Here is a 26,938-nt window from a genome sequence, read left to right on the forward strand (position 1 = left end):
CCGCCCTTAAAAAAGCGACGGCCCTGGTGCACGAAATCCAGGGCCGTCTTGGAGGTTATCTATCGTGCTCGGGGGTTTACGAGGATGCCGGCATCAGCGGCGCCAAGGGGCGGGACAAGCGCCCTGGGCTCGACGCCATGCTGAAGGCCGTCAATGCCCGCGAGTTCGATATGGTCGCTGCCTGGTCGGTGGACCGGCTGGGCCGATCGCTGACCGATTTGCTCGGCATCCTGCAAGGCCTGCACGACAAGGGCGTGGATCTGTTCCTGCACCAGCAGGGGCTCGACACCTCGACCGCCGCGGGCAAGGCCATGTTTCAGATGCTAGGTGTGTTTGCCGAGTTCGAACGGGGCATCATCCGTGAACGGGTCAACGCCGGGCTAGCGAGGGCCAAGGCGAAGGGTACGAAGCTGGGTCGCCGTACAGTGAAGCCCGCCATTGAGGCCCGTATCAGAGAGCTCAAGGCCAGCGGGATGGGCATTCTGAAGATCGGGCGCACTCTCGGTATCGGTACCAGCGTGGTGCAACGCGTGATGCTGACATCGGCCGTCGGCGTGTGACACTAGTCACGCATTGCCTGTCACCTGGGGAACAGCGCGTCATTGCAAGATCGGGCATTTTTCCGGCATCGACGGAACGGGGCGAATGATCGCGCCGGTCGAGCTAAGGGAGGATGAGCCATGTCTACCGGAAATCAGAACGAACTTTGCAAACTCACCGAGAACGACCTCGCAGCAGTCACTGGCGGGGGGTATGTCCATTTTTTGGCTACTGGCATGGGTACCCGTAGGGAATTCGCAATTGCGCAGAAGCAGCTTATGGAGAGCAACTATCGCGGCGCAATCGAAGTCCCCACGCTTCGGCTGTAAACTCACACTCAAGCGAAGCCGTCAGGCGGTCACTCCGCTCGGCGGCTTTGTTCGGTTTAATTGAAAATATATTTCCCCGCCCAATAACGCTGCTCAATCCGCCTCAACGCTATTCAACGTTTAGCCTGCCGTACAAGGGTTTCCGCCGGTTGCCAGTTCGCGCGCGCGTGTCATCTTATCGACATGCAACATGCTCGCGATACCCTCGCTACCTCATGCGCTACCAGTCGGAGCAAGGTCTCCAACGGAACGCGCTTGCTTCAAAATGTCGATGGCCGGTCCAGTTCGGCGCGTCGATTCCGTGATTTGGTCCGCGCCTATGAGACGGAGGTCGGTGGAAATCTGACCGAGGTCGAGCGCGGCATGATCCGGCAAGCCGCGGCGCTCACCTTCAAGGCTGAAACCCTTCAATCCGACCTGGTCAACGGCAACCCGGTGGACGGCGATCAGCTCATTCGGTTGACCGGTACGGCAAAGCGCATCCTCTCGGCGCTCGGCGAAAAGGCCAGTAAGCGCCAACCGGCGGGCCATCCACCGATCCGTGACCGCTTGAGGGCCGGCGCTGAATGAACGCACTGCCGAGCCTCGAAACCCATCCGTCACCAATCGAGTTCTTTGATCGCCTGAAGTGGATCGACGGCAGGCCGTTACTCGATACCATCGAGCCGTACCGCCGCGACCTGTTCATGCGGGCGCTGTACACGTTCCGGGACGATGGGGCGCCGCTCTACAACATGATGCTGGCTGGCCGGGGCAAGAAGAACTTCAAATCGTGCGATTTGGTGCTGGCCGGCATCTATTGCCTGCTCTGCCTCGAAAGCCCCCAGGGCAATGAATGCTACATCATCGCCAACGACCTGAAGCAGGCCGGCGACGACCTAAGCCTGGCCAAAAAGCTGGTCGAGGCGAACGCCGATGAGATCGGCGGCGAGGTCGAGATATTCTCCGAAGAGATCAAACGCGTAGACGGTCGGGGCTTCCTGCAAATCCTTCCGGCGCGTGACAGCATCGGCGCGCATGGCAAGACCTATCTGTTCCTCGGTCTCGATGAGATCCATGGTTGGAGGGATTACGATCTGCTTGAGGCGATGGCGCCCGATCCGACCCGTCCGGACACCCGGATTTGGATCACGTCCTATGACACCATTTACAACAGCCCCGGCATTCCGCTGCATGACCTTAAACAGCGCGGCATTGCCGGCGATGATCCGCGGATGTTGTTCTCGTGGTACTCAGGCGAGACTTGCACCGATCCGGACTTCGCCGAGATGCCCCCTGAGTATCGGGCGAACCCGTCAATGGGTTCCTGGCCTGAGGGCATTGCCTACATCGACCAGCAACGCCGCCGGCTGCCGACGCACAAGTTCAGGCGGTTGCACCTCAACATGCCGGGCGCGCCTACGGGCGCCTTTCTGGACCCCGACAACGTGCTGTCTGCGATCGTTAGCAAACGGCAGTCTCTCTCGTTCCAGCAGGGCAAGGAATACTGCGGTTTTGTCGATATGTCCGGCGGTTCATCGGACGACGCCACCCTTGGCATTGCACATCAGGAAAACGGCAAGACGATTGTTGACCTTGTGACCAAGCAGGTTGGCGATGCGCCGTTCAATCCGCGTCACGCGGTGTTGAGGTTTGCCACGCTGCTGAAGTCATACGGGCTGCGCCGGGTGACCGGCGATAACTATGCCGGCTCTACCTTCAAGCATGATTTTGAAGAGATGGGGATCACGTATATCCCCTGCGCTCAGTCAAAGACCGTTTTGTATGAAGAGTTAGAGCCAAAGCTGAACGCTGGCGAAGTCGAGTTACCTGACATTCCGAAACTTCAGGAGCAGTTGCTCGGTTTGGTCGTTCGCGGCGCCCGCATCGACCACATTCCAAACGAACATGACGACTTTGCAAACGCAGCGGCTGGTGCCGTTTGGTGTGCGTCCGGTCGCTCACGCATCCCGGTCGCGCAGATCGGCTCCTATAGTTGGGGGTAACCCATGAATAATCGCTTTTACAAGTCTCGTGATCCGGCCAATCCTTGGCCCGGCCGTATCTATATCGGACCAGCAAAAACCGACATGGAAAGGGACCGAAAGCGGATCAGCTATTTCGCGTTTGACGGACCAGAGGGTTCGCCCATTGCGAAGCTGAAGAGCGCGTATGTCAACGGCTTGGCCATTGTGGATGGGCTGCGGCGCAAGCGGGAGGAAACGGAAGCTACCCGCCGGTTTACACCGCTCGGTGTAACTGAGGCGCTTGGCGAGGTTGCCTTGACGGACTCGCTGCCGGCATTGCGCCGAGCCTGGACCGCGGTCGAGAAAGTCAAAGCGGATATTGCGGCGAAGGCATCCAGCCTCACGCTGGCCAAGCCGAGCGACGAACAGCGCAAGGAGCAAGAGGAAATTCGCAGCGCCATGCGGGCCATGACGCCAGCAGGTCGCGACGAATTCCTGAAGCAGAATCGGCAGAACCCGGTTGTTGCATCGGCAATTGCCGGCGCCATTCCCGCCTTGAGTGGGCTGCACCATTCGGCTCACCAAAACATCGTTGCCGAGCAATTGGAGCGCGAACACGGCGAGACAATCGCAGAGCTTCGCGATCTGGAAGAAGTGGTCCGCGTCGCCGAGAAAGTTACCACGCTTGCGCGGGATGAGCTGCGCGAGACGATTGGCTGCGGGCGCGAAATCTTCGAGCAAATTGCGAAGGTCGCTGAGGCAAATAACGGCGAATTGCCGTTCCGCGTGGAGACCATCACCATTAATGGCCAGGATCAGGAGATTTGTCGGGTTTACGACATGAACGCTCGTATCTGGCGTGATGCCTCGGCTGATGAAATCCAGAGGGCTGCATAATGGGTTGGCTCACGGACTTATTCGGACAAGGCCCGCGTTACCTCACCGCCGCGTCGAGCGGCGCAACACGCGGCATCGCCGGTCCCGACACGAAGTCGGACGATATTGCTTCCATGGAACACAAATGGAAGCTGATCGATGACGTACTGGAGGGGCACGACGCGATCAAGCGCGGCGGTGAGCGCTTCCTGCCCCGGTTCGCCAAAGAATCAGATGCGAAGTACAAGCGCCGGCTTCATGATGCACCGTGGCGCCCGATCGTTCCGGATGCGCTCGAAAACATCACCTCGCGACCCTTCACGTCCCCGGTAACACTGAGCGGCAACGCAAGCTCGCGAATGACAGCCTTTGCCGAGGACGTTGACGGCCAAGGTAACAGCATCAATATCTTTGCGCGCAATATCCTTGATGATGCCGTCGCGCACGGCGTCGCAGTGTTTCTCGTTGACTTTACCCGGAACGTTGCTCGGCAGGATGGTCGGCCAAAGTCAATCGCCGACGATAAGGCGGAGGGTGTGCGGCCGTTCTGGTGCCATATCCCCGTGTGCGATCTGATCGACGTGCGGACCCAATTCATCAAGGGCCGAGAGCGCGTAACGCATGCTAGATGGTTAGAGTACCCAAAGATTGCCGATGGCTTCGCTGAGTCCTGTATTCCGCAGGTTCGCGTCATCGAGATCAAGGACGGCGGACTGGTTTATTGGACCATCTGGCAGCAGCAGAGCAATGGCGACTTCGCCCAGACCGATAGCGGCGTATTGACGGCGATGACGGAAGTCCCGTTGGTTCGAGTGTTCACCGGCAAGAAAAAGGGGACGATCGCAAACAAGCCGTGGTCATACGAGCTTTGCCACGTTGCACTCGAATACTACCGCAGCCTCGCGCGTCAAACCGAGATCGAAAACTTTTCTGGCTGGCCGATGCTGGCCGGGCAGGGGATTGCGAAGGGTACAGAAGAAATCGAGCTTGGGCCCAACACGGTATTGTTCGCACCGCCATCGGATGGCACTGGCGGTTCGAAATGGGAAATCCTTGGTCCCGACGCTGCGCTCGTTGGGGAGATTGGCAAGGGTCCCGAACGCGTCCTGGACGTGTTCAGCAAGTTGGCTATGGAGCCAACCGTTCCCAAGGCCGGCGTGACTGCAACGGCTGCCGGTGTCGATAACTCGCGGGCGCATTCCGCCATCGAAGCATGGGCCGGCAATCTAAAGAACGGCCTCGATGAAGGCTTGGCCTTCACCGCGCAGTGGCTCGGCATTGCCGACACCGTCACAGCGAATGTTTCAACCGACTTCGCGGCGCTGACCGGCAGCACTGACGAGGCAAAAATCATTGGCGACGCGCAAAGGCGCAATGTCATCTCGGCAAAAACTGAACGCTCTGAGCTGAAGCGCCGCGGCATTCTCGGTCCCGACTTCAAGGAAGAAGACGAAGAGGAGCGGCTTGCGGAAGAGCAAATGGGCCTAGAGGCTGAAGAGCCGATGGACCCCGTTACGGGTGAAATATTGGAACTGAACTAATGCATGAAGAATTTGCGACCACGGATGTACTGGCGCAAGGTCCCCGCCCGGTGAGGGGTTGGCAACGCGAACGCTCTTCCCGTTAGGCGAGTAATTCGTTTCCGGCTGAGCTATCTTGTCGAGTTTTTCGGCCCGGCGTCGCGGCCGATGCCGATGCGTTACGCGAGATCGGGGTAATAAAATCCCTGTGCAGGCAGGTTGGTCTTTTGGCACCATCGAACAGCACGGTGACGCCTGTATTGCTTCGAAAAACCTCGACCACAATCCCCGTCTTGCCGGCCAGCGATCGCAATCGAGTGGCTCCGAGTTCACTGATCTTGAAGCGAGCGCCGACGGCCAACCTATTAAATTCTTGCACGTCACTCACAATTTTACTCTCCGATAAAACAACCGCGTAGAAACTCATCTCCCGGCCCAGCGTTCCAACGGCCGGCTTGTTTACGAAAGCGCCGCGGAGGTACTCCAAAGTAGCTGGGAACGATTCAACCAAGCTGCGTTAGCTTTGGTCGCCGTTGGCGCTTCGGCGTTTCGGTTGGAATGAGCGGCCCCAGGCGCAGGCTCCCGCCGCTGCTGGGGCCGCTTTTTTGCGGCTCGCGAAATGAAAAGGCCGACAACTGAGGCGGCCCTGGAGCGGCAGAGCCATTCCGGGGAAAAGAAGTAGCATGGCTAGCGCTATAGGCCGTCGCTATCGTTCGCGATAATTGATGAAAACTCGTCAATCGAATAGCGCTTGATGCCGTCGCTAATAGTAACGTCGGCGAGCTTGCGGACGACCTGCCATTCGACCGCTTTGGCAAATGCTTCTTTCGCGGTTTCGGCAGTCGCGGAAACGAGATGATCGTCAACGGCGGCAAACACTGTAAATGGCATGTGTGCAGTGATTCCGAATCGAAACTCCAGCGCCTTCAATGAAATGAAACCCCCGTCCGGGGGGCTGACGCGGACGGGGGCATTCCAAAGCGCTCCCGGCGGCGGTTTGGTGAGCGCCAACCGAAAACCTAACAGCGGAGTTCATTGCCGGAAAGGAGATTCGGGAAAACTTGGTATTTGTACCGAGACACGCCTGCGGTCGCCTCACCCAAACGGGTTATGCGATGATTGCGCGCGTTGCGAATCCATATGCGCATCGTGAACGTTGGGCAATTCCTTGTCTGCGTCTGTCCAACGTTACTGGTGATTTCACGATCCCGCCTCGGTTGCCTTCCTGAAGTATAGCGTTTTCCGATTCTGGCCCAAGGGGACGAACCTTCGTTGGATTAGCCCTTCATTGGCGAGTTGGTGTAATTTTGTCTTGATCGACGCCGGCGTCCACACTCCTTCTATTTGCCAGATCGAACGGGCGGATACGGCGTTTTCTTCGCCGACGGGCACCAGTTGGAGTAGCGCGGCTTGATCCATGGTGTCAGGTTTTATTTTTCTTCGCCCTCAGCCCCCAGTCTGCCCCTCAGGGAACAGGCAAGTTAGACCAGTCGGAGCGTCAACTGGCGCCGATCCGCTCCCTCATGGCGTTCAACAAAATCAGAGAGCGCAGAGGGGAGATCGCGCATCTGCAAATCGCAGCGACGGCGCAGTTCATGCGCTACGTCAGCGGAAACGTCTTCCGACCAACGCTCGGAGGTGTTGAATGCGACGATACGTATCGGGTTGCTGTATTGGCCGGTGAGCAGGTCCTGAATGACAGTCTCGAGGTCCGCGCTCTCATAATAATCGGTCTCGCGCCACGCGCGGCCGATCTTGCCGAAATCATCGGCGACCAGATAGATCGTCTGTTCCTGATCGTCTGGCACGATCGAGGGGGTACGCATCACAAAAACTCCTACGCAACAGAACCGGGATTCAAGCAAGTGACGACCAATTCGTTCCGGGAACCTGCTCTGGCGTCAGGAGTTTTGTCCGCGACGGAGGTACGCTTCGCGAAATGATAGATCCCGACTGCCCCATTTGCGCCGGCCTTGGCTGGGTGTGCGAGAACCACCCCGACAAGGCATGGGACCGGGACAACGGCTGCGAATGCGGCGCGGGAATGCCGTGCGAATGCCAGCGCGCCAATGGGCGCGATCAGCCCGACGTCAGCAAGATTTTGGACGAGCACTAATTGATGCGAGAGGGCGCAAGCCAAACCCGCCGCACATGGAGCCGCCGGGGCAAGGGCCAGCCCTCAGGCGAACAGATCCGCGCCGGCGGGCGTGAATTTCACGAAGGTTCCGGACTCGTGCAGCAACAGCCAACCGCGCGATATTGCCAGATCAAGCCCGGCTTTGTATTCGGCCGGGGTGGCGCGCTCCTGACAGCATCGGCGCGTTTATCTTCTCGATGTAAATCTTTCCGTGTACCGGCTCGGTCGCGTTGGCGATATCCAGCAGCTTGCGCGCGGCCTTTTCAGGATCGGAATAGGGGCGGTCAGTGCTGAACTTCATGCGTGCTGCGAATCCATATGTGCATCCTGAACGTGATGGGGTGTTACCGCTATGTCGATCGCGGCGCCACAGAAACACCGTGCCCGTCCACTGCTCGATTGCGTCGGCAGCGGGAGGCCGGCGTCATACATGGAGTATTTCCATGCGGTCCAAGCGCGCTGGCGGCGATGTTCGTGGAAGTCAGCTTCGCTGCATCGGGGCAGATAATCTTTCCATGCGGCTTCAAAACCGGCCCGCGCCTGTTCGAAGCTTGCCGCATACCCGGTACGGGATTGTCCGCGGTGGCTCACCGGATAGAAGCCGACATCCCAACGCCACTGCTTGGCGTGGATCGGCAGCCCCGACTGGACTGCGATCGTACCGACCTGAACGTCACCGTAAAGGACGTGCCAGCAGTCGGAGCGTTCGGGGTGAGGGCGGCGGGTGAGTTCGGGCATACGCTATTGAAGCGCGGCGGCGCACCTACGGCAAATTATCAATCCCTTGGGGATCGGAACGGCGCGCAGTTACAGCATGTCGTGGACGTGGAAATGCCGACTTCTTATAATTCTGGTGGGCTAGGAGGCGGAAGGCCGTACTCTTTAGCTCGCTTGGCCGCCAACTTCCGATATGCCTCAGCCTGGTTTAGCAGCTGAGTTTTGAAAGTTGAGTCTTGTTCGCCCGCCGCTAAGCGTTCGAGGCTTACGGCGCGCTCAAGATATTCAGTGAGCAATTTCATATCGCGTCCAGCTCGACCAAATACACTAGCAAGATATCGTCGGTAGCTTCCGCTTCTTGTACGGCTTGGCGGTACACGCCCCTCTCGGATTCGGTTGCGATCCTGGCTTTTAGTTTTGAGCCTATCCCGCAGACCGGCTCGCCATTTGAGCTTAGCTTAGTCAAGTCGGTCCGAAACCACACTTCCTTTGTAAGTTCGGCGGCTTCTCGAAATTGCCTAGCCTCGAAAGCGACCGTTGGCTTGCCGTCAACGTCGATTGTGAAGATCAGCCCTAAAGGCGCCGGCGTCATTTTCCCGTCACTTTCCGGCAGCCAGCGCCCGCGCCAGTCTGCTCTCAAATTCGGCCCGCCTTTCCTCAAGTGGGCGGTAGAAAGTGTTATACCTGACGAACAACCCGCGACTTTCGTCTTGTTCCAGTTTATCGATATTGCAGTCTTTAAAGATGCACTCGGTAAAAGCCAATTGCTCCGTTCCCTGGTCGATGAGGAGCGTGCAATTCACAAATTCGCAAGCATCAAAACGCGTGTCTTGCCCCGAAAATCGAAATGCTCAGCACGGAAGTGTTGGCGGTATATTACCCGCTCTTCGGTTGGCCCGTCGTATGTCACTTCTTCGCTTTCAGCCCGATCTCGACAAACTTGCCTTTCAGCGTAGCAATGACCGGAGGTAAATCGAGCAAAGCACGGACACCAGAAACGCGATGATTGCTGCCAGAAAAACTGGCGTTCCCTTTGGAGCAAGCGCGTCGCGAAGCCATCTCCATAACTTCATTTCCCCCTCGACCCCAGCCCTATCTCGACAAGCCGACGGAACGCTTCGGAAGGGGCAGGCTTGTCAGGCTGTTTCTTTGGCTTTGCTGCGCGCGGAGCAATCTTGACCGGTGAGCCTTTCAATCGGACGGTCCTTGGCACGGCCGGCTTTGCCAGCGAACCGAACCGAGAAGCCCATCGCTGCTCGAAGCGTCTTTGAAGGTGGATTGGAATAATGCTCATGGCTGAGGCTTTCCGTTCTGGATCGCCCCAACACACACTGAACGCGCGCGGGGGCTTAAAGGTCCCCGGGACACCCCCGCAGCCAAGCCTGAAATAAGATGCTTGGCGACGAGGGCTTTAGGCCTGGATTAGCAATTCCTCCAGCGCATCGAGCTACGTCCGCCTAACGGGGCAGGTTTCGATGAGCACTATGCGCGCACTGCATGGAACTCCGCGAGCGAGACCGCACTAAATGCACAAAGGCAACGTGTGCAGGCCCGCCCTGCGGTCTCGTCGATCGGCGCGTACTGGTTCACGCTCATTTCTGAAAGGAACTTCGCAGGACACAATTGATACGTAATTCTCATAGACGACGGGACCATGAGTATTGCATATCAGCTAAAGCTGCCCCCGTTCGCCCCAGCGGTGTTCCTGCTATCCAGCCTGTTGCTCGGAGGATGTGCGAGTTCAACTGGCTCGTCACTGATGGACGCGCGGGCTGAAGTGCCGACGTCCAGAAAACTAGCAGTTATCCTGCGGCGTTTGATCCGTCGCCGAAGCGAAAAATACCTGCCATGACACCCGACGAACGGTCGAAGCTTTCGCAAGAACTCAACGCCGCGCTTAATCAAGCGGCTGCCGCAAAAGCGCAAGGCGGCCCTCTGAAGCCCATCAACCGCTAATTCGCATCGGGCTTAGATAGGCGAGGGGGCGGGAATGCGAATCCTCGGAGTATTGGAAGAACGGCCCCAGCGCGCGGCGGTGCACTGGAGCCGTCACTTAGATTGCCAACCGGCCAACGGGGGAAGATGACCGGAGGGCGACGAGTCCGACTCCGCCGCCTGCGAAAGGTTCCTACAGCGGATGATTGGAGAGTAGTGGCGCCGGTTTACGCCGGCGGGTTTTTCTTCGGGCGGCGTCTACCTTCGAGGGCAGTCCAGGTGCTAAGTTTTCTAGGGTGGGAGTAACGCATGGCAAAAACCAATATTTCAAGCACGATCTCGTATGGAAATTTCACGAGGAGTTGCAGGCGTTCGACGACTTCCCACTTCACGGGATTCCAATTGCGATCGTGCCGACGGCTAATGAAAGTTGGCGCGCGCTAACGCCGAGCAATGTCCAAACGCGTCGGCCTCTCTGGGCAAGGCGCGTTGAGGCAATCCAAAAACGACTCCAAAAAACCTACACATTAGCGGCCAGGTCAAGCCAGTAGCCCGGCGGGCTTTTCGGTAACGACGCATTAACCGGGAGTTGCCAGATTGGGCCTGGACCTTTCGTGCGAGGGGTCACACGGAAAGCCGTCACCGCTCTCAACCCCGGTGGCGGCTTTTTTCCTGCCTGTGAGTTCGCCTGCAGCAAGTCTTTGGTGCGGCTATAAATCTAGGCAAATCGACGCTGTTGGTATCCTGTGGATATGCTGCGGATAAAGTGTGAATCGCATCCGTTAAACGAGTCTGAAATGGAACACGCAATGAACATCTTCAGGAAGATGTTACTGAATCTCAGAATTGCGTTGCGGGCTCGCACATTCAAGCGGGGGCGTGAGATGGGCATGACCGTGGTAGAGGCCCGCGCATATACTAATGAGGAACATCCGCTGACCCCGGCTGAAGCCGCATATGAGCGCGAGATGGACCGAAGGAGCGAGATTGTCGATCATGGTCGGCGGGCTTGATTGAAGTTTAAGTCCTTGGCGCGCAGCATGGCGGGAGAGGCAGGGTTTTTTACCTTTACCCAGTTGGGTGACCGGCCCGGCCGGTACGGTCGATCGGCGAGCTTCGACACCAAGCCCTCGAGTCCCATGAGGCAAGCGTGCCGGAAGAGTTCGGGGCCAATCTCGCCGCGCTCGAAGTCTGAGATGAAGATGCCGTCCACACGCCGCGCAAGCAACCGGGCGAGGTTGGTCTTCCTCATGCTGAGCGGCAGCTTCCTAATATCTGCTCCGTCGCTCACGAGCATATCGAAGGCATAGAACTGCACCTCATCGTTATGCTTCCGGGAATGAAGTCCGTCGAAGTCGGAGATCCCGTCAACGCCCAGCAGCACCGCCTCGCCGTCCAGGACGAACGATGTTGACCGGATGCGCAGCGCGGCCTCGGTGATCAGCGGATATTTGTCGCTCCAGTCGAAACCGTTCCGTGTGAACAGGCGCACGCGCTTGCCCTCGCGGTGCACGATCAGGCGGTAGCCGTCCATCTTGACTTCATGAAGCCAATTTTTGGAGGTCTGCGCGGGTCGGGATGCAGGGTTCGAAAGCACTGGTACGCATCCGCATTAGATAGGCGAGGGCATTGAAAACGCGAGTCGGATCGGCGTCGGGTACTGGCCGAATTAGCCACTCGCTGGAACAAACTAGGCCACTGTGATGTCTTGATTAAATGGAGCACCGCGCGGTCAAATACCACGTTCGCCAGATCGAGCCCTCCAGATGGATTTGGATTATTTTCACGGCTGACGCGAGCCCGGTGGTTAGCCCTGACACATTTCCGAGGCGAGAGAGCGCCGTCGAAGCGTGCATCAACGAAATTAACAACGGGATCGAGCGTACCCGCACGCGTCCGCCGACGGCTTAAGCAACTCCGCTGGAGTCGATTCCGGCCTCCCGGTATATGCCCCTTACCTCCAACCGGGAGAAAATCACCACTGGGTTGGCGGCCTTGGTGCAGCATAGCGTCCCCGCGCCGGGGCCGTTTGTGCCGAGGTGGGCGGGCCGGCCAGAGTGCGCGGTAACGAAGGCGTGATTCGATCCCTCCGTTCGCAGTACGGCGCAAGTGTTCTCTAGGAGGGCGCCATGTTCGTTCATCTACCTTCAAAACAAGTACTTTTGACATTTTGAGATGCGGAGTCGTTCAGCCCAACTATTTCGATGACCCGCGTGGCCTGGCCGATACACGCAGGGTATTATCCCGAATACCTGAAGCGGCGCGAGTTTCTCAAACGAGAGGATACCTGAAATGGTTAAAGGTGCGGAAGCTGAGCGGCTGCTTGTTCGTTTGCCCAGGGACGTAAAGACTTGGCTGGAAAGCGAGGCCTCGTACAACGGCGCCAGCCAGAACAGCGAGATCATCCGTAGTATTCGGGCCAGGATGCAGAAGCAGCCGGAGAGGGTTGCTGGCTGATGTCTCGCGGCGCGCAAACCTTCAAACAGGGCGATGTCACCAAGGCCGTCAAAGGCGCGGTGAACGCTGGCTTAGAAGTTCAGCGCGTCGAGATCGATCAGGCCGGCAAGATCGTAGTTTTTGCCAGCAAGGTTGAGATTTTCAACAATGCCAACGAAATCCCCGTCAACGTAGACGAGTGGAATTAGTTCGATGGCGGAATTCAAATTGGACTATGTAAATTCCTTCTACGACGCTCGCGGAAAGCTGCGTCACCAATTTCGCCGCAAAGGCCACAAGCGGGTGACGATAAAGGGGCGTCCTGGCTCACCCGAATTTATGGACGCCTACCACGCACTACTAGAACGAACTGGTGGGCCACTATCTGTTGCCGATATCGGTGCGGGTCGCACCAAGGCTGGGACGATCGACGCGCTTATCGTCGGTTACCTCAAGCATGATGCTTTCAAAAAGGGACTGGCGTCCGCGACGCAGGCCATGCGTCGTCCCATCCTGGATCATTTCCGCGAATTCCGCACGCCGAGCGGACGCCGCTACGGTGACAACCGTCTCGCGACGATCCAGCCCAAGAACATCACGGCGTTGCTGGAAGGCAAGACTTCGAACGCGCAAAAGAACTGGTTGAAGACGTTGCGTCACCTGATTGCGTTTGCAATCGCAAAAGGGGAATGTACGGTCGATCCCAGCAAAGACGTCAAGCCGCTGAAGGCCATCAAGAGCTCGGGGCACATGACGTGGCACGATCCGCAGATTGCGCAATATCGCGAACGGTACGGCTTAGGCACCACAGCGCGGCTTGCGTTGGAGCTTTTTCTCAACATTGGTGCCCGGCGACATGACGCGCACCTGATCGGGCGGCAACACCTGCGCGGCGGTAACCTGACGTGGCGTCCGCACAAGACGCTGCGGAGCACTGCGAAGGTGCTCACTATCCGAGTGATGCCAGCGCTCCAGGCTGCGTTAGATGCTATGCCGCAAGGCGATGCCTTGACCTTCCTCGTCAATGACTACGGCAGGCCGTTCAAATCCGCAGCCGCGTTTGGCAACAAGTTCGCGGACTGGTGCAACGCCGCGGGCCTTAAGCCAGTGCTATGCGATGATGGCCGGGTCAGAAACTACCGCGCCCACGGGCTCCGCAAGGCCGCCTGTAAGCAGTTGGCCCATGCAGGGTGCACGGGCCCGGAGATCATGGCCGTCAGCGGCCACAGCACGCTGGCGCAGGTTCAAGTCTACATCGACGAGGTCGAACAAGAGCGCATGGCGGGGTCAGCCATGGACAAGCGCAGTGCGGCAGAGGCCAAAACGGCAACAGGCAGTGACTAACCATTTTAGAAGCGGTGACTAACGAGAGGTCAAGGTACTGGAAATGAACGAGAAATTTCTACTAGTGGCGATCCCAGCAGGATTCGAACCTGCAACCCACGGAGTAGAAATCCGTTACTCCACCATGACAAGGAAATATCGAAACCCAACTGGAATGAGCGTGGTTTCGAGCCGTAGGTATTGCGACCGGCGGGCCAAAGAATGTGCCACGCCGGGAGAATGCTCACGAGGTTGGAGGATGGTGCATCCGTCTACGGTAACCCTCGTTCTTTTTTGTCTCGGCCTAACAGGCAATGACCGATGCTCGAATCTCTTCCAGCGTCCCGTCAGACAGGCCGATAGCTTTGCACTGAACCAGCAATGCGTCAGTCAGTTCCGCATCTGTCATTCGTGCGAATGACCCAGGGTTGCCGACTTCGCGTTTTTGGACCAGCAGTCCTAAAATCTGTGCCGCCGTCCTCAGCCCGTTGATAGCTGCCTCTAAGTTGGATTTGAACAAACCGGTAGGATTGCCTCCGCGATCGTAGATGGGCAGGCCACGGATCGACAGATCAATCACGTGCTTGAGCCGCACGATTACCCACTCTTCGGTAAGGCCGGCGCGCTGGACTCCTATTTCTCTTGCCTTAACGTCGCTCTTAGCCCGCTCGTCGATGATTTCTTGGACGCGAGCCTCAATCGTGACGCTTCTGCAGAGCCGATGCGCATTGGCTGCTTTGTAGATGTAGCCGCCGGCCCGGTAGGCATCCGCCTGACTTTTACCAGCGGCCAAAGCTTGAGCGACAATCTCGTGTTTCGACTTTACTAGTGCAGGCATGGCGCGCGCTCGAACGTGATTAGCATCAATCCTTATCACAAAATTATCCGCAGCATAACGTCTAGCGCACACGTGCCAGAGTGTTGGAGCGAGATCTCGCGAGCAGAATTTGTCACTGCAATCGTTGGAGGCGACCTAGACTCGGAAACACGTAAGCGAACTTGGACTCTTCTCCATTACCGTCGATGGCCGTCCACACCAGCCATTTCGTACGCCGAAGCCGTTCTCGTGCAAATTCCATTCTGCGACTGTCGGTTTTGGATGCTGTTTGGAGACACAGGGCTTTGTCACTCACAATCGCCCATCCGGTGTCAGGATCAACGTGCTGGAGGATAGCAATTGCAGCGAGAGCCGCATTGGCTGAGACGCGCGGATCCGCCATGATGCGCCCGGCTAGCTCAACTATGTCTCGCTCGTTGATAAGACGCCATTCGTAAGGATTGGGCATTCTGCGATTTAGCGTTTTATGACTCATTTTCATCTCCATTCCTTAATTTGCTCAAAGTTTCACCCTTTCTCCCCACGGTCTGGGGCTATGGCCCCCTCCCGTAGCCGCTGACCAAGCGGAGTCTGCTTCAGACAGACCGGATACTCGTTTCCCTTCGCCATCACTGGCCCGCCACGTTGTCCTCGTGACGGCTCCGAGAGCTTTTTTCGGCGCTCTCACATCGGATTCCGAACGGGGGTCAAACCGCTGGCGGTGTCCGATGCCCTCGACCGTTCCGCGGGTTGCGCGGTACCGTATGGGTCAGGTCCCTATGGGTCACGGGATACCTGTTTAATTCCGATCCGGTCTCGCCGGTGTAGCGCTGGCACGCTGCCGCTTTGAGGTGCGGCGCCTTGGGGTCATTCATCAACGGCAAACTGGGCAAACCCTCGTCTCACCGGCAACGGGATCATGGCCGATCTCGACCCGTCACTATTCTCGCGTTGGTCTTGTGTAGAGCGTTGATGGTGGAGGGTCCTCCGTGCACCATCATCAGAGCGCGCTTGCACCAGACCACCGCGGCCGTTAGGTCAGCGCGACCTTGCAGCGGGCGTACCCGCCGGAGGTGTTGCTGTGAGCTATTGGTCTTCCCGAGGTCGCTGGGCTTCGACCGCCTCGACGTTTATCTGAGGCTCCTACAGTCCGAAATTCTGGCTCAGGTAGATCAGAGACACCGGTCTCCCTCGAACGCGCCACCGAGGCTGGCATAGGCACTGGACAGGTTTTCCGGTGGACGAAGCGCGTCCCCATCACGTCACGAGCCGCTGCGACGCCAATTGGGGATTTGATGGCCACCACTGATGGGTTGCCGGCGTGGACCATGGCCAGCACGGTTGACGGTTCCATTCGATGCTTCAGCAGAGCACGAGCGGCGTCCAGCAAGGGCTGCCGAGACACGCATAGAACTTGACTATCCCCCGATAGCCTAGCTTCGAACTTTTCGTGCCGGCGACGTCCGCTTTGATCGAAGGCTGGGCTGACCACTATTCTAAGTTCAGTTTGCTCGTGCCGTGATCGGGCCGCCGTCGATACGTGTTTGTCGGTAGTGGAGGCGGTGCTCATCGCTTCGTCTCCACCTGCGGTAAATTCCGGAGCCATTCTTCCGCGTCGTCATCAGCGATAATGGTCCGCTTGCCGACCTTCCGAGCACGCAGCCGACCCAATTTGATCTGTTCGTACGCCGTTGTTCGTCCGATGCCGAAGCATTGGCAAAACTGATCAATGCTTCGAGCACGAAGCTTGCTAGCTAACGATTGAGCTGGTTCAGAATTCTCACGATTTGGAGCTGATGCTTCCGACGTTCCACCTGAAATAGACACTCTCGCCTCCATGCAGAGGCGGCATCGATCTCCGGTTCATGGCCAGCTCTGCGCCTTTCGGCAAAGCAAACCTCACCGGTCAATGACCGCCGTGGATTGCTCCACCTTTTTCTCGGCGCGAGAAAACAGGATGCGTGGGTTAGATGCGACGACCGCGGCCCGCGGTCCCACCTAACCGGAGAAAGATATCACAGTGCGGTCGCATATGAAAGGAGGCGTACACAGGCATTCAATCAGGCAGCACTTTGTGCAGCAGTGCGCGCTTCTGCGGTGACCAAATAGCTGCTCCAGTCATTCATTAGCGCGCGGCGCTTTTCAAGTTTCTCGCCCCTCTGATAGGCAGCCGTCGTCTCGTTCTTGTACTTGTGAGCTAGAGCCGCTTCGCGGACGCCATCGGGATAATCCGTACATTCCTCAGCCCATGTCGCAAACGTTGCTCTAAACCCATGAACTGTGACGTGCCCGTAATTCATGCGTTTCAGAACGGCGAGCATCGCCATATCCGAGAACGGTTCACCAACATCATTCGAAAAGATCAGATCGCTTTGGGTTCCATCGCGCATCTGACCGAGAACGGCCAGGGCAGCGTCCGAAAGAGGCACGCTGTGATATTCGCCCATTTTCATGCGTTCGCCGGGTATCCGCCAGACGGTCTGCGTGACGTCAATCTCTGACCAACGAGCTCCCAGCACTTCATTGGTGCGACCGACAGTAAGGATCAGAAACTGAAGCGCTACGGCGGCCGTCCCAGCAGCACCGGTCAACTCCTTCCAGAACTGTTGGGCTTCCACATAAGGTAAGGCGGGATGATGCCGCTGAGTTCGCTTCGGACGTTTTGGAAGCTTTTCCCGCAACTGCTTGGTCAATTCCGCGGGATTTCTAAATTCAGTGTCGTCAAGGTCGACGTTTTTCGCAATCACGGTCTCGATGCGGCCACGAACCCGATTTGCAGTTTCAGCTTTTTCGACCCAGATCGGTTGGAGCAGCTCAAAGATATGGCTCGGCTTGATCTCACCGATCTTTAGGTGGCCGATCGCGGGGTAGGCATAGCTTTTGAGCGAGGAGGGCCACTGGGCGCTGTGCTTCTTGCTCCAATTTGTCCAATTTTCTTCGATGAACCGATCGGCACATTCCTGGAACGTGGGCGCCGCGGCCACCCCCGCTAAAGTCTTCGCCTCCTCGCGGGCTGACCGCTTCGCTTGAACGATATCTACGCCGGAGCGCACTTGTTGGCGCGCCGCATCACGCTTGACCCGAGCTTCACGTAAGGAAACGTCGTTGAACGAGCCCAGGCCGTGCCAGCGTTCCTTGCCGCGGATCCAGTAGCGAAAGGACCAATTCTTGGATTTGGGTCCGGCAATGACGAGATAGAGACCGTCTCCGTCCGAATATTTTCCAGGTGCAACAAGACGGTCGACATCAAGAGGTTTGAGCTTTCCAGCCAATGTTCTCTCCTAAAATTCGTCCGCCAAACTCACGGAAAAAACTACGAACATCGTGCCGATCTTGGCGAACGCCGGTGAACTAGTAAATACACCTGGCGCACTAACACGCTGTTTTTATTGAGTCTTCCGGACGGCGGCGAACATGGGAGAACAGTGTAGTGGCGGAAGGGGTGGGATTCGAACCCACGGTACCCTTGCAGGCACGCCGGTTTTCAAGACCGGTGCCTTAAACCACTCGGCCACCCTTCCGTTGCTGCGGTATCAAGCACTTAGGGGGCAGGAGATCAAGAACGGTCTGTGAACAAGTCTTTCTGGGCCAATTTGGGGCCAATCTCAGCGCCGATCGAGGAAACCGGCCGCAAACTTCCCGATGGCATCCGCCAGATTGGCGTGGGCCGCCTTGCTCCGTTTGCGCTTGGCGTAGCTCCGGAGGACAACCGCCGGATCGTCGCCGATGCGCAGCGCCACGGTGTGGACCGGGATGCCAGCGTCGAGGAGGGCGGTGGTATCGATGCCCGCAAGTCGTGGAAGCGGGTGCTAGCGAAACCGATTACCCCGGTGCGGCGGGCAACCTTTGACCGAACAGGTCGACCGGTTGTCGCGCCTCACCTCGGCCGACTGGCAACCCCTCAAGGTCGAACTGACGTCACGGCACGTGCGCGTTATGGCGCTCGACCTGCCGACGTCATGGACGATGGCGACGACGAGCGCCGACGAATTCACCAGCCGCATGTTCGAGGCCGTCAACGCGATTCTGCTCGACATGCTCGGCGCTTGCGCCCGCAAGGACTACGATGATCGCCGCCGCCGACAGGCGCAGGGTCAAGCCAAGGCGAAGGCCGACAAGGGCAGGCTGGAGGACACCAAGCGCAACGAAGACATCGGCGCCATGATCACCGCCGGGCAGTCCTGGAGTATGATCCAGCGCGCCACCAGATGCAGCCGCGCGACGATCGCGAAGATCAAGAAGCGTCTGCAGCCCGTCGCGGCCTGACGGCCGCCGGGCGGCTCAATGCAGGAGAGGGACCACCCCCACCGGGGACCTTCCACCGAGGTCGGGCGTTTTTATTCTCATCCGTTTCACGCTCATCCACGTAAAAACCTCCAAAAAGAATCCGGAGAATTTTTCTGGACCAAGCTGTGAGCGTCTCGCCTTTCGAAAATATGTTAATGAGCTGGGTCGCTTCGGCCCTGAATTCGAAACTGGCTAAACATGCTTGATGTCTATCGGTTCGTGTTGGCGCTCCTTGTCGTACAGGGCCATCTGCTCGCCTGGGGCGCGCCGTGGATAGCTTGGCAAGCGGTGTTTTCGTTCTACGTTCTCAGCGGCTTCCTGATGTCTCTCGTTACTACACTTCTGCATCGACCGGCCCATCCAAAAACTGCGATCTCACGTTAAGCGACACCGCCCAATTCCGCAAAAGCAAACCACGCTCGTCGCCCCTAGATAGGGCCTACGATGCTCAGCTCGCTGTATGAAAACGCCGGTCTAGCAAATCGACGGCAAGTCTCTAAGACGGAAATCGTCCGTGCCTTCCCAGCTCAGCCAAGTTTCGATGGCCCTGCGGGCGATCTTGTCCGTCGATTGAGGGAAGTTGATGTCAACGTTCGCTTCCTTCTTGTGGTCAAGATCAATGTGAGATGATTGAATAATCTCGCGGAACTGCGGAGCTCCAAAAATGCGTATGATGAATTGCGCGTGAAGCCGGCCGGTGACGGGGCTCTCAAGCCGCAGCCGCAACGTGCTGCTCCGGCTTGACCAAGAAAGCTCACCGAAGCCGACAGGCTCTCTGCTCACCGAGATTTGGCTAGGCGCTCTCAGCACGCAGACGGGCTCTGACTTCGTCTCATCAGGTGCAGCTCGATTTCAACTCCCCAATTGAGAGTTTCGCGATACCTGAAGGGGTACGATGCGCCTGTATTTTCGTCGCGGTCGCTCGACTCGCTGCCTGTGAAGCCGATCGGGCGGGTTCATCTCTCATCAACGTCAAGCGGACGATGGCTCTGATCGACCTGCTGGTGGCGCGGCGCATCTACACCCTGTTCTTGTCTACCAATCAGGTTTTCGACGGCGATACTCCCCATGTCGCCGCAGACGCACCGATGTCGCCTGTCAGCGAATATGGTCGACAGAAGGCTGAAACAGAAAGTTTGCTGCATAAGCGCATGGCCGACGGTGCACCAATCGGAGTACTTCGTCTTGCCAAGGTGGTTTCGCCCGGAATGGCGCTGCTGTCCACATGGACGCAGGAGTTAGCGCGTGGACGTGCGATTCGTGCCTTCAGCGACCTGACAATGGCACCCACACCGGTAGATCTGGTGGCGATATCGAGCGCTCGAATGATGGAGGAACGCTTGTCGGTCATCGCCCAGCTCACCGGGCCACGAGATGTCACTTACGTTGAGACCGCGCGCTTTCTCGCAAAGAAGAACGGCGTCGATCCGCGACTGGTAGAGGCGGTTAGCGCGCTCGAAAGCGGCCTGCCCAGAGGCGCAACCCCAGGCAACACCACGCTCGGCAGTTCCTTAATCACAAAGCGATATGGTATTATTGTTCCTGATGCGCTGTGATCGACAAACTCTGATGATGTCTATGGAATCCGTAGTTGCCTGCCTCTCAATTTTGATCCCCAGAAAGCGAAGCCGGCAGCACCCTTGCGGCCGAGACGATGAAAGAATGTTCTGAAGGACGAAACATGGAATTCGTAGCTGAGCTTTGGCGATTTATGCGGTTCCGAAAGAAGTTTTGGCTGTTGCCGATCCTGATCATGATGGTCGTGCTTGGCGGACTTGTGGTGCTGACGAAAGGCTCCGCGATCGCGCCTTTTATTTATACTCTCTTCTAGATGGCGCATCTGTATCCTTGGGATTTTCACAAGCGGCCTTAGACAAGTTTTTCATTGGACTCTGCGGCCCGCCAGAGGCTGAGGGCAGGGTAGGATTCCCAAATCGGGGCGGCAGACGCCCAGGCTGCGCGCCTGGGTGCTGCGGCCCTGGGTACGATCAAAGCGGCTATTGGACAGTCAATGAATACGTGACGAGTACCGCGGCTGCCGTAAACGAGCAGAGCGCGGTGACAGGCGACATGCCGGCCAATATGCAGCGCGCAGCAGCGGCGTTGGCTTGAACGAAAGGATCGGCCATCGATTCCTGGTTTCCGATGATCGACCGGGCGAGAGTTGCTGCCAACGCCGCTCGCTCGCCGTCTCAATACTTGGCGACGACCGGACCGCTGCCGAACTTGTAGTTTACACCGACGCGTCCGACGTGATCGCGCACGTCTGTGACCAGCGTGAGCGGTCCGAATCCAGGTTGGGTTACCGCGTAGGTGGCGCTGCCGAGATCGACGTAGAGATACTCGGCCTTGGCACTCCAGTTGCCGCCGAGCGCGGCCTCGATGCCGCCGCCGATTGTCCAGCCGGTCTTGGTGTCGCTGAAGTGCGTGGTCTGGTTCAGGGGTGGAACCTGCTGGTTGATGGTGGTCTTGATCTCACCGAACGCAGCACCGCCTGTGATGTAGAACAGCGCGGGTCCGGCGGCATAGCCCAGCCGTCCGCGCGCCGTTGCGAGCCACGACAGCTCCTGGGTGAAATTCTGCGTCAGGGTACCCAGCGTCGGCTGGCATAGTCTGCAGATCGTGTCCTTCTGGCCGCTCCACTGAAAGTCGCCTTCCAGACCCAGCACGACATTGCTGACCTGCCAATTGTAGCCAACCTGCGCGCCACCGACGACGCCGTCGGGCGCGATGGTGAGCTGATCATTGGGCAGTACAAAGGTCTGGACCGCTGCATTGCGGGCGACGCCATAGCCGACATTGCCGCCGACGTAAGCGCCGGTCCAATTGTAGGCGAGCAGAACGGGAGCTTTGGCGAACATAGGCGCAGCTGCCGGGGCCGGCGGGGCGCCAAATCTATAGTTCACGCCGACGCGTCCGACATGGTTGCGCACGTCGCTGGTGGCGACTTGCGTACCACCGCCGAAGGCGAGAGGGATGATCTGCGTGTTCGAAACACTGCCGAGATCGACGTAGAGATATTCGACCTTGGCAGTCCAGTTGCCGGCCAGTACGGCCTCGATGCCGCCGCCGGCGGTCCATCCCGTCTTGCTATTGGTTGCGGTCGCCGACGGCGCTCCGAAGCAGCAATCCAGGGTCTGTCGGATTTCCCCATAAGCCGCGCCGCCGGTGGCGTAGAACAGGGCCGGTCCGGCCGCATATCCCAACCGCCCGCGCACGGTTCCGAACCACGGCATCTCCTGGGCGACACCACGACCAATAACGCCAGGAGGGAAACTGATGCAGTTAAAGCAATACGAATCCCGTTGGTCCGTCCACTGCCAGTCGGCTTCGGCGCCGAGCACCCAATTGCCTACCTGCCAATTATATCCGATCTGTAGGCCACCGAGCACACCGCGCGGGGCGAGTGTTACCCTGTCGGTCGGAGGTGCGCCGAAGAACGGTTCGCTGGGATTATGCCCGACTCCATATCCGAAATTGCCGCCAACATAGAAACCGGTCCAGCTGTAGACCGACGCGGCGATCGGAGCCTTTACCGGCCTTGCCGCGAGATCCGCCGCTTGAGCTGATGCAACCGTGGCGACCGCGATCACCAAACCAAGCAGCAGACGATTCATTCCCAGCATCCCTTAATCGATGACCCGATTCACTCTATCAAATCGGGCGGACGCATGTGTGATCGCGCTGCAACACCTGAGCGGGAATCAATATTACTGTGACGATCGTTGGGTGAATCACTCGTCTGCGCGCAGGCGGGCCTACTGTCCGTCACCGACCCTGATCACCGCCAGCCCCGGGGGTACTCCGAACTAGTTCGAAAGGGTCAAGCGACTTGCGGTAACAATGCCCCGCGTTTTTTTCCCACTTGCCCGCCGAGAATGGCGGGGCTTCTTCGTCGGCGCAAATTCGGATGCCGCGTTATCGTTCCCGAGGAGCGCCGGTGTGCCGATGATTCTGACGGGCGACCCCGCCTATGTGCCGAGTGCGCCTATGAACAGCGCAAGCAAACCCGTTGACCCGACAACGGATGCCCAGAACAGCCAATCGAAACGTGGGCGCTTAAAAGGAAGTCTCGGCGGGTCGAATTTGGACATGTGTCGCGTCCCTTGAAGCCGGGAGCACAACACTCTCATATTACCCGTGGTCCGGTCGATGACGCCCCTTGGGTAACTCCAAATCCCCGGCTCCCGATACAGCGGCCGTTCCAGAAGGTGTGAGGTTTGCTAACACTTTTGCAAACCAACTGCTTGGGACGGAGTGGAACGAGACAGGACCAGAGAATCAACTCGGCTGTGAAAACCCTGGTATTTACGGGCTCTTTGGCACTAGGCGCGACCGACTGGTACTCTATAGTCACCTGGCTCATTATCGCTCTGGCCCGTCGCCGCCGCGAGTGACATTCGTTTCCATCGATTGAAGATCTGCGAGACTAAGCCAGACCATTTCGCTGGATGGCGTGATTAACATGCGGCGAATGATTGACGAGGAAACTCCCAATTCTTTTGCAACGCTAGCCATCGACTGTGTTGCAGAACGAGACTCGGTCCCTTTATCGGCGGCGCCATGCACTCCGATGCGGGCGCGATGGTTTGCGGTTTTTGTTTCCCCGGCCGCAAAAATGAGAAAGCACGCCGATGCGCAAGTTGCGTCCCGCCCTACATTCGTTGAGATTTTTGCAGACTTGACCACGGCTGCCAGCAGGACACCTTCTCGCAAGTTGCCGCCATCAGAGTGCAACCGCAGCAAGGTCACCAGTTTACCCGCGTCATTCGCCGCTTTGATGCGCGCTTGCAGTAAGTCAGCATCGCCAGGCAAAATATTGCCGGAGATGGAAATTTCGACGTGATCGTCTTTGAGATTAAGGGACTTTATCTCGGCAGCGGCTGCGACCGACGCGCTCAGTGCGAATAGTCCCGCATTAACGAGCCCGTAAACCGCAATTCCCAACTTTTTCCGCTCGCAGAAAAGCGAGTCACTCATTTTATTCCTTTCGCCTTCAGGCCCGGTACTCCCCGTTGTGCGCCGCACGCTGCCTAACTCGCAGGGAAATCCACCGGAAGGACCACGCAAGCCCTCGGCCGATTGGCCTCAGGTGGCCTTTTTCAATCGCCCGGCGCGACGCCCTACGTCCAGAGGTGGGACGAGGCCCCCCTCCCAGGACTAGCTGAAGGCGAGAACGAGCCAACCTGAGCACAACAGCACAAGGGCGGTGACCATTAGCGCAAGGAACCCGTCAGACACGAAGTCATGATTACTCATGGTACACCTCCTGCCGCTAACTGGAGGCTGGTCCGCATTTATTAAAAATTTCGGAATCGGCTTAAGGAAGTCACCGCCTACGAACAAGTGGTGAACGGGCTTGCTACCATTTTGCTAGGGGCGTGCCGCCGGGGAAAGCGTCGATTCGCGCGGTGACGGTGCCATCCCGCCCAGCAATGCGGAAGGCTTGCGGTCTAGCCGAGCGCGAAAGCCAGCAAGCTTGAGCACAGCAGCACCAGGCTGGCCGTGGTCAGTGCGAGGAATCCGTTAGAGACCAAATCGTGGTTGCGCATGATACACCTGCCACTCTGGATGCTCGTCCGAATTGATTAAAGCTTTCCGAATCTCCCGCCTCGAAAGAGGTGATGCGTCTTTCTGCTTGGGGCTCAGCCTCAAGCAGGGCCTGAAACTCAGGCCCGGGATCGATAGCCTTCGAATGCATGAGCCAGGAAAATCGCCGCGCTCACCAGGCCCATAATCGCTGTAACCGTCTCAATCATCGCACAAATCCTTTGCGCCCCTGCACGCACAGAACGACTGCGCCGTTGCACAGTCAAAAAGATTCCGTGGCCAAAACGAAAGTCCGGGCCGAGTGATGATTTGCTGCAACAGATTGTCTGAAAGCGGGACAGGGCAGGGATGGTCTATGGGCGATCGTCACAATGAAGCCCGTAAATCGCCGGGGGACCGAGGCAATCCCGAGGCGACGGTGGATAGCAACCATTGATTCACCACGGCGGCGCGCACCGCATTTCCGCCGTGTTCGGGTTGCGATATCTTTACGACTTGGTGCGGAGGTGGGCCGTATCAAGGAATCAGGCCATGCAGCCTCTACGTAGGCATGCGGCCGCGAGAATGGTATTTGGGGCAAATGGGGATTCGACGGTCGAAATCGATGGTCCGGGTGGCGCGTGGTGCTGCTGCCGTGGCCGCCTGTCTCCTGCTTGCCAATTGCGCCTCGTCGGGCAAGTTCGCGAGCCGCGTCGATCCCAAATACGGCGTTTCCTCAAGCCCCCGGGTGGTGGCGATGGGTGAACCCGTGCCGAAGGGCGGCGGCACCTACCGGATCGGCAAGCCCTACACCGTGGCCGGCCGGGTCTACGTGCCCGAGGAAGACCCCGACTATCGTGCGGAAGGCATGGCCTCCTGGTATGGCGACGATTTCCATGGCCGGCTGACCGCCAATGGCGAAGTATTCGACATGCTCTCGCTGACCGCAGCCCATCCAACGCTGCCGATCCCCAGCTACGCCCGCGTCACCAATTTGCGTAACGGCAAATCGCTGGTCGTCCGCGTCAATGACCGCGGCCCATACCATGGCAACCGCCTCATCGACGTCTCGAACAAGGCGGCCGAACTCCTTGATTTCAAAAGCAATGGTGTCGCCAAGGTACGTGTTGAATATGTCGGGCGGGCCCCCTTGGAGGGTTCCGACGACCGCCAGCTGATGGCGACCTTGCGGACCGGCGTTCCGGCGCCATCACCATCCACGGTGCGGGTGGCTTCCGCCCGGCCGTTCGTTCCCGAGATGCCGTCCTCCGCGGGGCGGATCCGGGGCGAAGTTCCGATGCCGGAAGGGCGGCCCTATAGCCTCGGCAACAGCTCGGCCGACTACGCCTCGATCAATGCCACCTCGGAAATATCGGCCTCCAACCGCTCGCGCGGCCGGGCGTTGGAAAATCCACGTGCGGTGTCTTACGAAAACGAGGCGGGCTATGCGGCCACGCCGCGCTCGGCCTATCTGCCGATCGATCCGCGGGGCCCGAGCGAGGTTCTGAGCGGGCGCGGGCTCTACTGATTCTTCAGGAAGGCTATCAAAGCGGCGTTGACCTCATCGGGCCGTTCCTGCTGAATCCAGTGACCGGCGCCGTCGATGATCAGCTTTTGCCGCAGGTTGGGCAGCACCCGCTCCAGTTCCGTGACGCGCTTGGCGCCGATCAGGCCGGTGATAACGGAATCTTTCGACCCCGCGACGAACAATGACGGCTGATGGATCTGGGCGCCCTGCCAGGGGGCGGTCAGTTCCCAGTTGCGGTCGAGATTGCGGTACCAGTTCAGTCCGCCGCGGAAGCCGGATTCGCGATAGACCTTGGCAAAATAGGCGATGTCGGCCTCATCAAGCCAATCCGGCAGCTTCACGACGGGGCTGATGTTGCCGAGAAAGCCCTTACCCTCGGTGATGTAGAGCGCGGCCGGGTCGGACACCCCGCGCCCAAGCACCAGGCGCATGGTCAAGGCGACATCCCGCTCGAACTCGGCCTCGGCAACGCCGGGGGTCTGAAAGTATTGCCAATAGAAATTGGTGATTCCACCGTCGCGCAGGCTGTCCAGCGGCCGGCCGCGGCCGCGGAATGGGGGCGGTACGCTGAGGCCCGCGACTTTCGTAAAGACGTCCGGGCGGAACATCGCCGCGTGCCATGCAACCGGCGCGCCCCAATCATGGCCGACAATGACGGCCTGCTTTTCGCCCAGCGCCGACACCAGCGCGACCATGTCGCCGACATTGTCGAAGATGCTGTAAGCCCCGATTTCGGCGGGCGCGCTGCTGCGGCCAAAGCCGCGCATGTCCGGCGCCACGACATGGAATCCGGCTGCCGCGATCGCAGGGATCTGGTGCCGCCACGAATAGGACAGTTCCGGCCAGCCGTGACAGAGCAGCACCAGCGGACCCTGACCTTGCTCGAGCACAAACAACTCGATCCCGCTTGCGGAAATGGTGCGTGAGGATGGCATCGCGTTTCCGCCCTGTTTTTCGTATCTTGTCGGGAAATTGCAGCGCTTGGGAAGGATACGGTCGTTCGGTCGGCGCCGCAATT

General features: G+C 58.5%; 29 protein-coding genes and 2 tRNA genes. 12 read left to right on the forward strand and 19 right to left on the reverse strand.

Translation table 11 applies throughout. The features are described from left to right. The 5 genes from JQ611_RS16540 to JQ611_RS16560 all read left to right on the forward strand — a co-directional run. Positions 1-560, forward strand: a 560-nt coding sequence (locus tag JQ611_RS16540; RefSeq protein WP_212466009.1) for a recombinase family protein, incomplete at its 5' end; no start/stop codon positions are given. Between the two features lie 672 nt (positions 561-1,232). Next, positions 1,233-1,439: a hypothetical protein gene (locus tag JQ611_RS16545; protein WP_212466010.1), complete on the forward strand. Its 207-nt coding sequence runs from the start codon at positions 1,233-1,235 to the stop codon at positions 1,437-1,439. Then, positions 1,436-2,854, forward strand: coding sequence for a hypothetical protein (locus JQ611_RS16550; protein WP_212466011.1), 1,419 nt, complete (start codon positions 1,436-1,438; stop codon positions 2,852-2,854). The genes JQ611_RS16545 and JQ611_RS16550 overlap by 4 nt, the downstream gene beginning before the upstream one ends. Before the next feature lie 3 nt (positions 2,855-2,857). Further along, on the forward strand, positions 2,858-3,712 hold the full coding sequence (locus JQ611_RS16555) for a hypothetical protein (protein ID WP_212466012.1): 855 nt from the start codon (positions 2,858-2,860) through the stop codon (positions 3,710-3,712). Then, complete coding sequence (locus tag JQ611_RS16560; RefSeq protein WP_212466013.1) at positions 3,712-5,232, forward strand: DUF4055 domain-containing protein; 1,521 nt, start codon at positions 3,712-3,714, stop codon at positions 5,230-5,232. The genes JQ611_RS16555 and JQ611_RS16560 overlap by 1 nt, the downstream gene beginning before the upstream one ends. Before the next feature lie 82 nt (positions 5,233-5,314). Here JQ611_RS16560 and JQ611_RS16565 read toward each other — a convergent pair whose 3' ends face one another. The 8 genes from JQ611_RS16565 to JQ611_RS16600 all read right to left on the reverse strand — a co-directional run bounded on the left by JQ611_RS16565 (position 5,315) and on the right by JQ611_RS16600 (position 11,534). Then, entirely contained in the window at positions 5,315-5,638 is a 324-nt protein-coding gene (locus JQ611_RS16565; RefSeq protein WP_212466014.1) for a hypothetical protein, read from the reverse strand. Positions 5,639-5,904: 266 nt separating this feature from the next. Then, positions 5,905-6,222: a hypothetical protein gene (locus JQ611_RS16570; RefSeq protein ID WP_212466015.1), complete on the reverse strand. Its 318-nt coding sequence runs from the start codon at positions 6,220-6,222 to the stop codon at positions 5,905-5,907. Positions 6,223-6,692: 470 nt separating this feature from the next. After that, entirely contained in the window at positions 6,693-7,037 is a 345-nt protein-coding gene (locus JQ611_RS16575; protein WP_212466016.1) for a hypothetical protein, read from the reverse strand. A gap of 441 nt (positions 7,038-7,478) precedes the next feature. Beyond that, on the reverse strand, positions 7,479-7,649 hold the full coding sequence (locus JQ611_RS16580) for a hypothetical protein (RefSeq protein ID WP_312012020.1): 171 nt from the start codon (positions 7,647-7,649) through the stop codon (positions 7,479-7,481). After that, the gene (locus tag JQ611_RS16585) at positions 7,646-8,086 is read right to left on the reverse strand and encodes a hypothetical protein (RefSeq protein ID WP_212466017.1); all 441 of its coding nucleotides are present in this window, start codon (positions 8,084-8,086) and stop codon (positions 7,646-7,648) included. The genes JQ611_RS16580 and JQ611_RS16585 overlap by 4 nt, the downstream gene beginning before the upstream one ends. A gap of 277 nt (positions 8,087-8,363) precedes the next feature. Continuing rightward, positions 8,364-8,705 (reverse strand): hypothetical protein, encoded by a 342-nt coding sequence (locus JQ611_RS16590; RefSeq protein WP_249133230.1) that lies wholly within the window; start codon positions 8,703-8,705, stop codon positions 8,364-8,366. Between the two features lie 266 nt (positions 8,706-8,971). Then, positions 8,972-9,130: a hypothetical protein gene (locus JQ611_RS16595; protein WP_212466018.1), complete on the reverse strand. Its 159-nt coding sequence runs from the start codon at positions 9,128-9,130 to the stop codon at positions 8,972-8,974. Positions 9,131-10,994: 1,864 nt separating this feature from the next. Beyond that, a complete protein-coding gene (locus JQ611_RS16600; RefSeq protein ID WP_212466019.1) occupies positions 10,995-11,534 on the reverse strand; it encodes a DNA ligase in 540 nt (179 codons plus the stop codon). Between the two features lie 758 nt (positions 11,535-12,292). On the opposite strand from JQ611_RS16600, the gene JQ611_RS16605 reads away from it, so the two are divergent. Genes JQ611_RS16605 through JQ611_RS16615 form a run of 3 tightly spaced genes read left to right on the forward strand, consistent with a single transcriptional unit; the run spans position 12,293 to position 13,780 of the window. Next, positions 12,293-12,457 carry an Arc family DNA-binding protein gene (locus JQ611_RS16605; RefSeq protein ID WP_212466020.1) on the forward strand — a complete coding sequence of 55 codons (165 nt, stop codon included), beginning with the start codon at positions 12,293-12,295 and terminating at the stop codon, positions 12,455-12,457. Then, positions 12,457-12,645 (forward strand): hypothetical protein, encoded by a 189-nt coding sequence (locus JQ611_RS16610; protein WP_212466021.1) that lies wholly within the window; start codon positions 12,457-12,459, stop codon positions 12,643-12,645. The genes JQ611_RS16605 and JQ611_RS16610 overlap by 1 nt, the downstream gene beginning before the upstream one ends. A 4-nt stretch (positions 12,646-12,649) precedes the next feature. Beyond that, positions 12,650-13,780, forward strand: a complete 1,131-nt coding sequence (locus JQ611_RS16615) for a tyrosine-type recombinase/integrase (protein WP_212466022.1) — start codon at positions 12,650-12,652, stop codon at positions 13,778-13,780. Between the two features lie 65 nt (positions 13,781-13,845). Here JQ611_RS16615 and JQ611_RS16620 read toward each other — a convergent pair. From JQ611_RS16620 to JQ611_RS42470, 7 genes are all read right to left on the reverse strand, one after another. Beyond that, positions 13,846-13,926: transfer RNA gene (locus JQ611_RS16620), tRNA-Arg, on the reverse strand. Positions 13,927-14,063: 137 nt separating this feature from the next. Next, a complete protein-coding gene (locus tag JQ611_RS16625) occupies positions 14,064-14,597 on the reverse strand; it encodes a hypothetical protein (RefSeq protein WP_212466023.1) in 534 nt (177 codons plus the stop codon). 112 nt (positions 14,598-14,709) lie between these two features. After that, positions 14,710-15,072 (reverse strand): hypothetical protein, encoded by a 363-nt coding sequence (locus JQ611_RS16630; RefSeq protein WP_212466024.1) that lies wholly within the window; start codon positions 15,070-15,072, stop codon positions 14,710-14,712. Positions 15,073-16,142: 1,070 nt separating this feature from the next. Next, complete coding sequence (locus JQ611_RS16635; RefSeq protein WP_212466025.1) at positions 16,143-16,415, reverse strand: helix-turn-helix domain-containing protein; 273 nt, start codon at positions 16,413-16,415, stop codon at positions 16,143-16,145. Positions 16,416-16,636: 221 nt separating this feature from the next. Next, positions 16,637-17,848, reverse strand: a complete 1,212-nt coding sequence (locus JQ611_RS16640; protein WP_212466026.1) for a phage integrase central domain-containing protein — start codon at positions 17,846-17,848, stop codon at positions 16,637-16,639. 159 nt (positions 17,849-18,007) lie between these two features. Further along, positions 18,008-18,097: transfer RNA gene (locus tag JQ611_RS16645), tRNA-Ser, on the reverse strand. Between the two features lie 84 nt (positions 18,098-18,181). After that, positions 18,182-18,316 carry a hypothetical protein gene (locus tag JQ611_RS42470; RefSeq protein WP_283816757.1) on the reverse strand — a complete coding sequence of 45 codons (135 nt, stop codon included), beginning with the start codon at positions 18,314-18,316 and terminating at the stop codon, positions 18,182-18,184. A 106-nt stretch (positions 18,317-18,422) separates the two neighbouring features. Between JQ611_RS42470 and JQ611_RS16650 the strand changes: the two genes are divergently transcribed. Beyond that, entirely contained in the window at positions 18,423-18,842 is a 420-nt protein-coding gene (locus tag JQ611_RS16650; protein ID WP_212466027.1) for a recombinase family protein, read from the forward strand. A 495-nt stretch (positions 18,843-19,337) separates the two neighbouring features. Here the strand turns inward: JQ611_RS16650 and JQ611_RS16655 are convergent, their stop codons facing one another. Continuing rightward, entirely contained in the window at positions 19,338-19,589 is a 252-nt protein-coding gene (locus tag JQ611_RS16655; protein WP_212264614.1) for a hypothetical protein, read from the reverse strand. A 113-nt stretch (positions 19,590-19,702) separates the two neighbouring features. Between JQ611_RS16655 and JQ611_RS16660 the strand changes: the two genes are divergently transcribed. Beyond that, positions 19,703-20,419 carry a sugar nucleotide-binding protein gene (locus tag JQ611_RS16660; protein WP_212466028.1) on the forward strand — a complete coding sequence of 239 codons (717 nt, stop codon included), beginning with the start codon at positions 19,703-19,705 and terminating at the stop codon, positions 20,417-20,419. A 125-nt stretch (positions 20,420-20,544) separates the two neighbouring features. Then, entirely contained in the window at positions 20,545-20,694 is a 150-nt protein-coding gene (locus tag JQ611_RS16665) for a DUF5989 family protein (protein WP_212264617.1), read from the forward strand. 361 nt (positions 20,695-21,055) lie between these two features. Here the strand turns inward: JQ611_RS16665 and JQ611_RS16670 are convergent, their stop codons facing one another. Both JQ611_RS16670 and JQ611_RS16675 read right to left on the reverse strand, forming a co-directional pair. After that, on the reverse strand, positions 21,056-22,480 hold the full coding sequence (locus JQ611_RS16670) for an outer membrane protein (RefSeq protein ID WP_212466029.1): 1,425 nt from the start codon (positions 22,478-22,480) through the stop codon (positions 21,056-21,058). A gap of 748 nt (positions 22,481-23,228) precedes the next feature. Next, positions 23,229-23,843: a hypothetical protein gene (locus tag JQ611_RS16675; protein ID WP_212466030.1), complete on the reverse strand. Its 615-nt coding sequence runs from the start codon at positions 23,841-23,843 to the stop codon at positions 23,229-23,231. Positions 23,844-24,993: 1,150 nt separating this feature from the next. Between JQ611_RS16675 and JQ611_RS16680 the strand changes: the two genes are divergently transcribed. Beyond that, complete coding sequence (locus JQ611_RS16680; protein WP_212264622.1) at positions 24,994-25,920, forward strand: septal ring lytic transglycosylase RlpA family protein; 927 nt, start codon at positions 24,994-24,996, stop codon at positions 25,918-25,920. On the opposite strand, the gene JQ611_RS16685 is transcribed toward JQ611_RS16680, so the two are convergent. Then, positions 25,914-26,855, reverse strand: a complete 942-nt coding sequence (locus tag JQ611_RS16685) for an alpha/beta fold hydrolase (protein ID WP_212264624.1) — start codon at positions 26,853-26,855, stop codon at positions 25,914-25,916. The genes JQ611_RS16680 and JQ611_RS16685 overlap by 7 nt on opposite strands. Between the last annotated feature and the right edge of the window lie 83 nt (positions 26,856-26,938).

The sequence above is a fragment of the Bradyrhizobium sp. AUGA SZCCT0182 genome (assembly GCF_018130185.1).
GTDB lineage: Bacteria > Pseudomonadota > Alphaproteobacteria > Rhizobiales > Xanthobacteraceae > Bradyrhizobium.

Excerpts from the sequence above, each read along its gene's own strand:
- JQ611_RS16685 (WP_212264624.1), bottom strand. The coding sequence starts at position 26,855 with ATGCCATCCTCACGCACCATTTCCGCAAGCGGGATCGAGTTGTTTGTG.
- JQ611_RS16675 (WP_212466030.1), bottom strand. The coding sequence starts at position 23,843 with ATGAGTGACTCGCTTTTCTGCGAGCGGAAAAAGTTGGGAATTGCGGTT.
- JQ611_RS16630 (WP_212466024.1), bottom strand. The coding sequence starts at position 15,072 with ATGAGTCATAAAACGCTAAATCGCAGAATGCCCAATCCTTACGAATGG.
- JQ611_RS16595 (WP_212466018.1), bottom strand. The coding sequence starts at position 9,130 with ATGGAGATGGCTTCGCGACGCGCTTGCTCCAAAGGGAACGCCAGTTTT.
- JQ611_RS16605 (WP_212466020.1), top strand. The coding sequence starts at position 12,293 with ATGGTTAAAGGTGCGGAAGCTGAGCGGCTGCTTGTTCGTTTGCCCAGG.
- JQ611_RS16565 (WP_212466014.1), bottom strand. The coding sequence starts at position 5,638 with ATGAGTTTCTACGCGGTTGTTTTATCGGAGAGTAAAATTGTGAGTGAC.
- JQ611_RS16560 (WP_212466013.1), top strand. The coding sequence starts at position 3,712 with ATGGGTTGGCTCACGGACTTATTCGGACAAGGCCCGCGTTACCTCACC.
- JQ611_RS16585 (WP_212466017.1), bottom strand. The coding sequence starts at position 8,086 with ATGCCCGAACTCACCCGCCGCCCTCACCCCGAACGCTCCGACTGCTGG.
- JQ611_RS16610 (WP_212466021.1), top strand. The coding sequence starts at position 12,457 with ATGTCTCGCGGCGCGCAAACCTTCAAACAGGGCGATGTCACCAAGGCC.
- JQ611_RS16635 (WP_212466025.1), bottom strand. The coding sequence starts at position 16,415 with ATGGAGGCGAGAGTGTCTATTTCAGGTGGAACGTCGGAAGCATCAGCT.
- JQ611_RS16550 (WP_212466011.1), top strand. The coding sequence starts at position 1,436 with ATGAACGCACTGCCGAGCCTCGAAACCCATCCGTCACCAATCGAGTTC.
- JQ611_RS16575 (WP_212466016.1), bottom strand. The coding sequence starts at position 7,037 with ATGCGTACCCCCTCGATCGTGCCAGACGATCAGGAACAGACGATCTAT.
- JQ611_RS16580 (WP_312012020.1), bottom strand. The coding sequence starts at position 7,649 with ATGAAGTTCAGCACTGACCGCCCCTATTCCGATCCTGAAAAGGCCGCG.
- JQ611_RS16680 (WP_212264622.1), top strand. The coding sequence starts at position 24,994 with ATGGGGATTCGACGGTCGAAATCGATGGTCCGGGTGGCGCGTGGTGCT.
- JQ611_RS16625 (WP_212466023.1), bottom strand. The coding sequence starts at position 14,597 with ATGCCTGCACTAGTAAAGTCGAAACACGAGATTGTCGCTCAAGCTTTG.
- JQ611_RS16545 (WP_212466010.1), top strand. The coding sequence starts at position 1,233 with ATGATCCGGCAAGCCGCGGCGCTCACCTTCAAGGCTGAAACCCTTCAA.
- JQ611_RS16670 (WP_212466029.1), bottom strand. The coding sequence starts at position 22,480 with ATGAATCGTCTGCTGCTTGGTTTGGTGATCGCGGTCGCCACGGTTGCA.
- JQ611_RS16615 (WP_212466022.1), top strand. The coding sequence starts at position 12,650 with ATGGCGGAATTCAAATTGGACTATGTAAATTCCTTCTACGACGCTCGC.
- JQ611_RS16555 (WP_212466012.1), top strand. The coding sequence starts at position 2,858 with ATGAATAATCGCTTTTACAAGTCTCGTGATCCGGCCAATCCTTGGCCC.
- JQ611_RS16600 (WP_212466019.1), bottom strand. The coding sequence starts at position 11,534 with ATGGACGGCTACCGCCTGATCGTGCACCGCGAGGGCAAGCGCGTGCGC.
- JQ611_RS16665 (WP_212264617.1), top strand. The coding sequence starts at position 20,545 with ATGGAATTCGTAGCTGAGCTTTGGCGATTTATGCGGTTCCGAAAGAAG.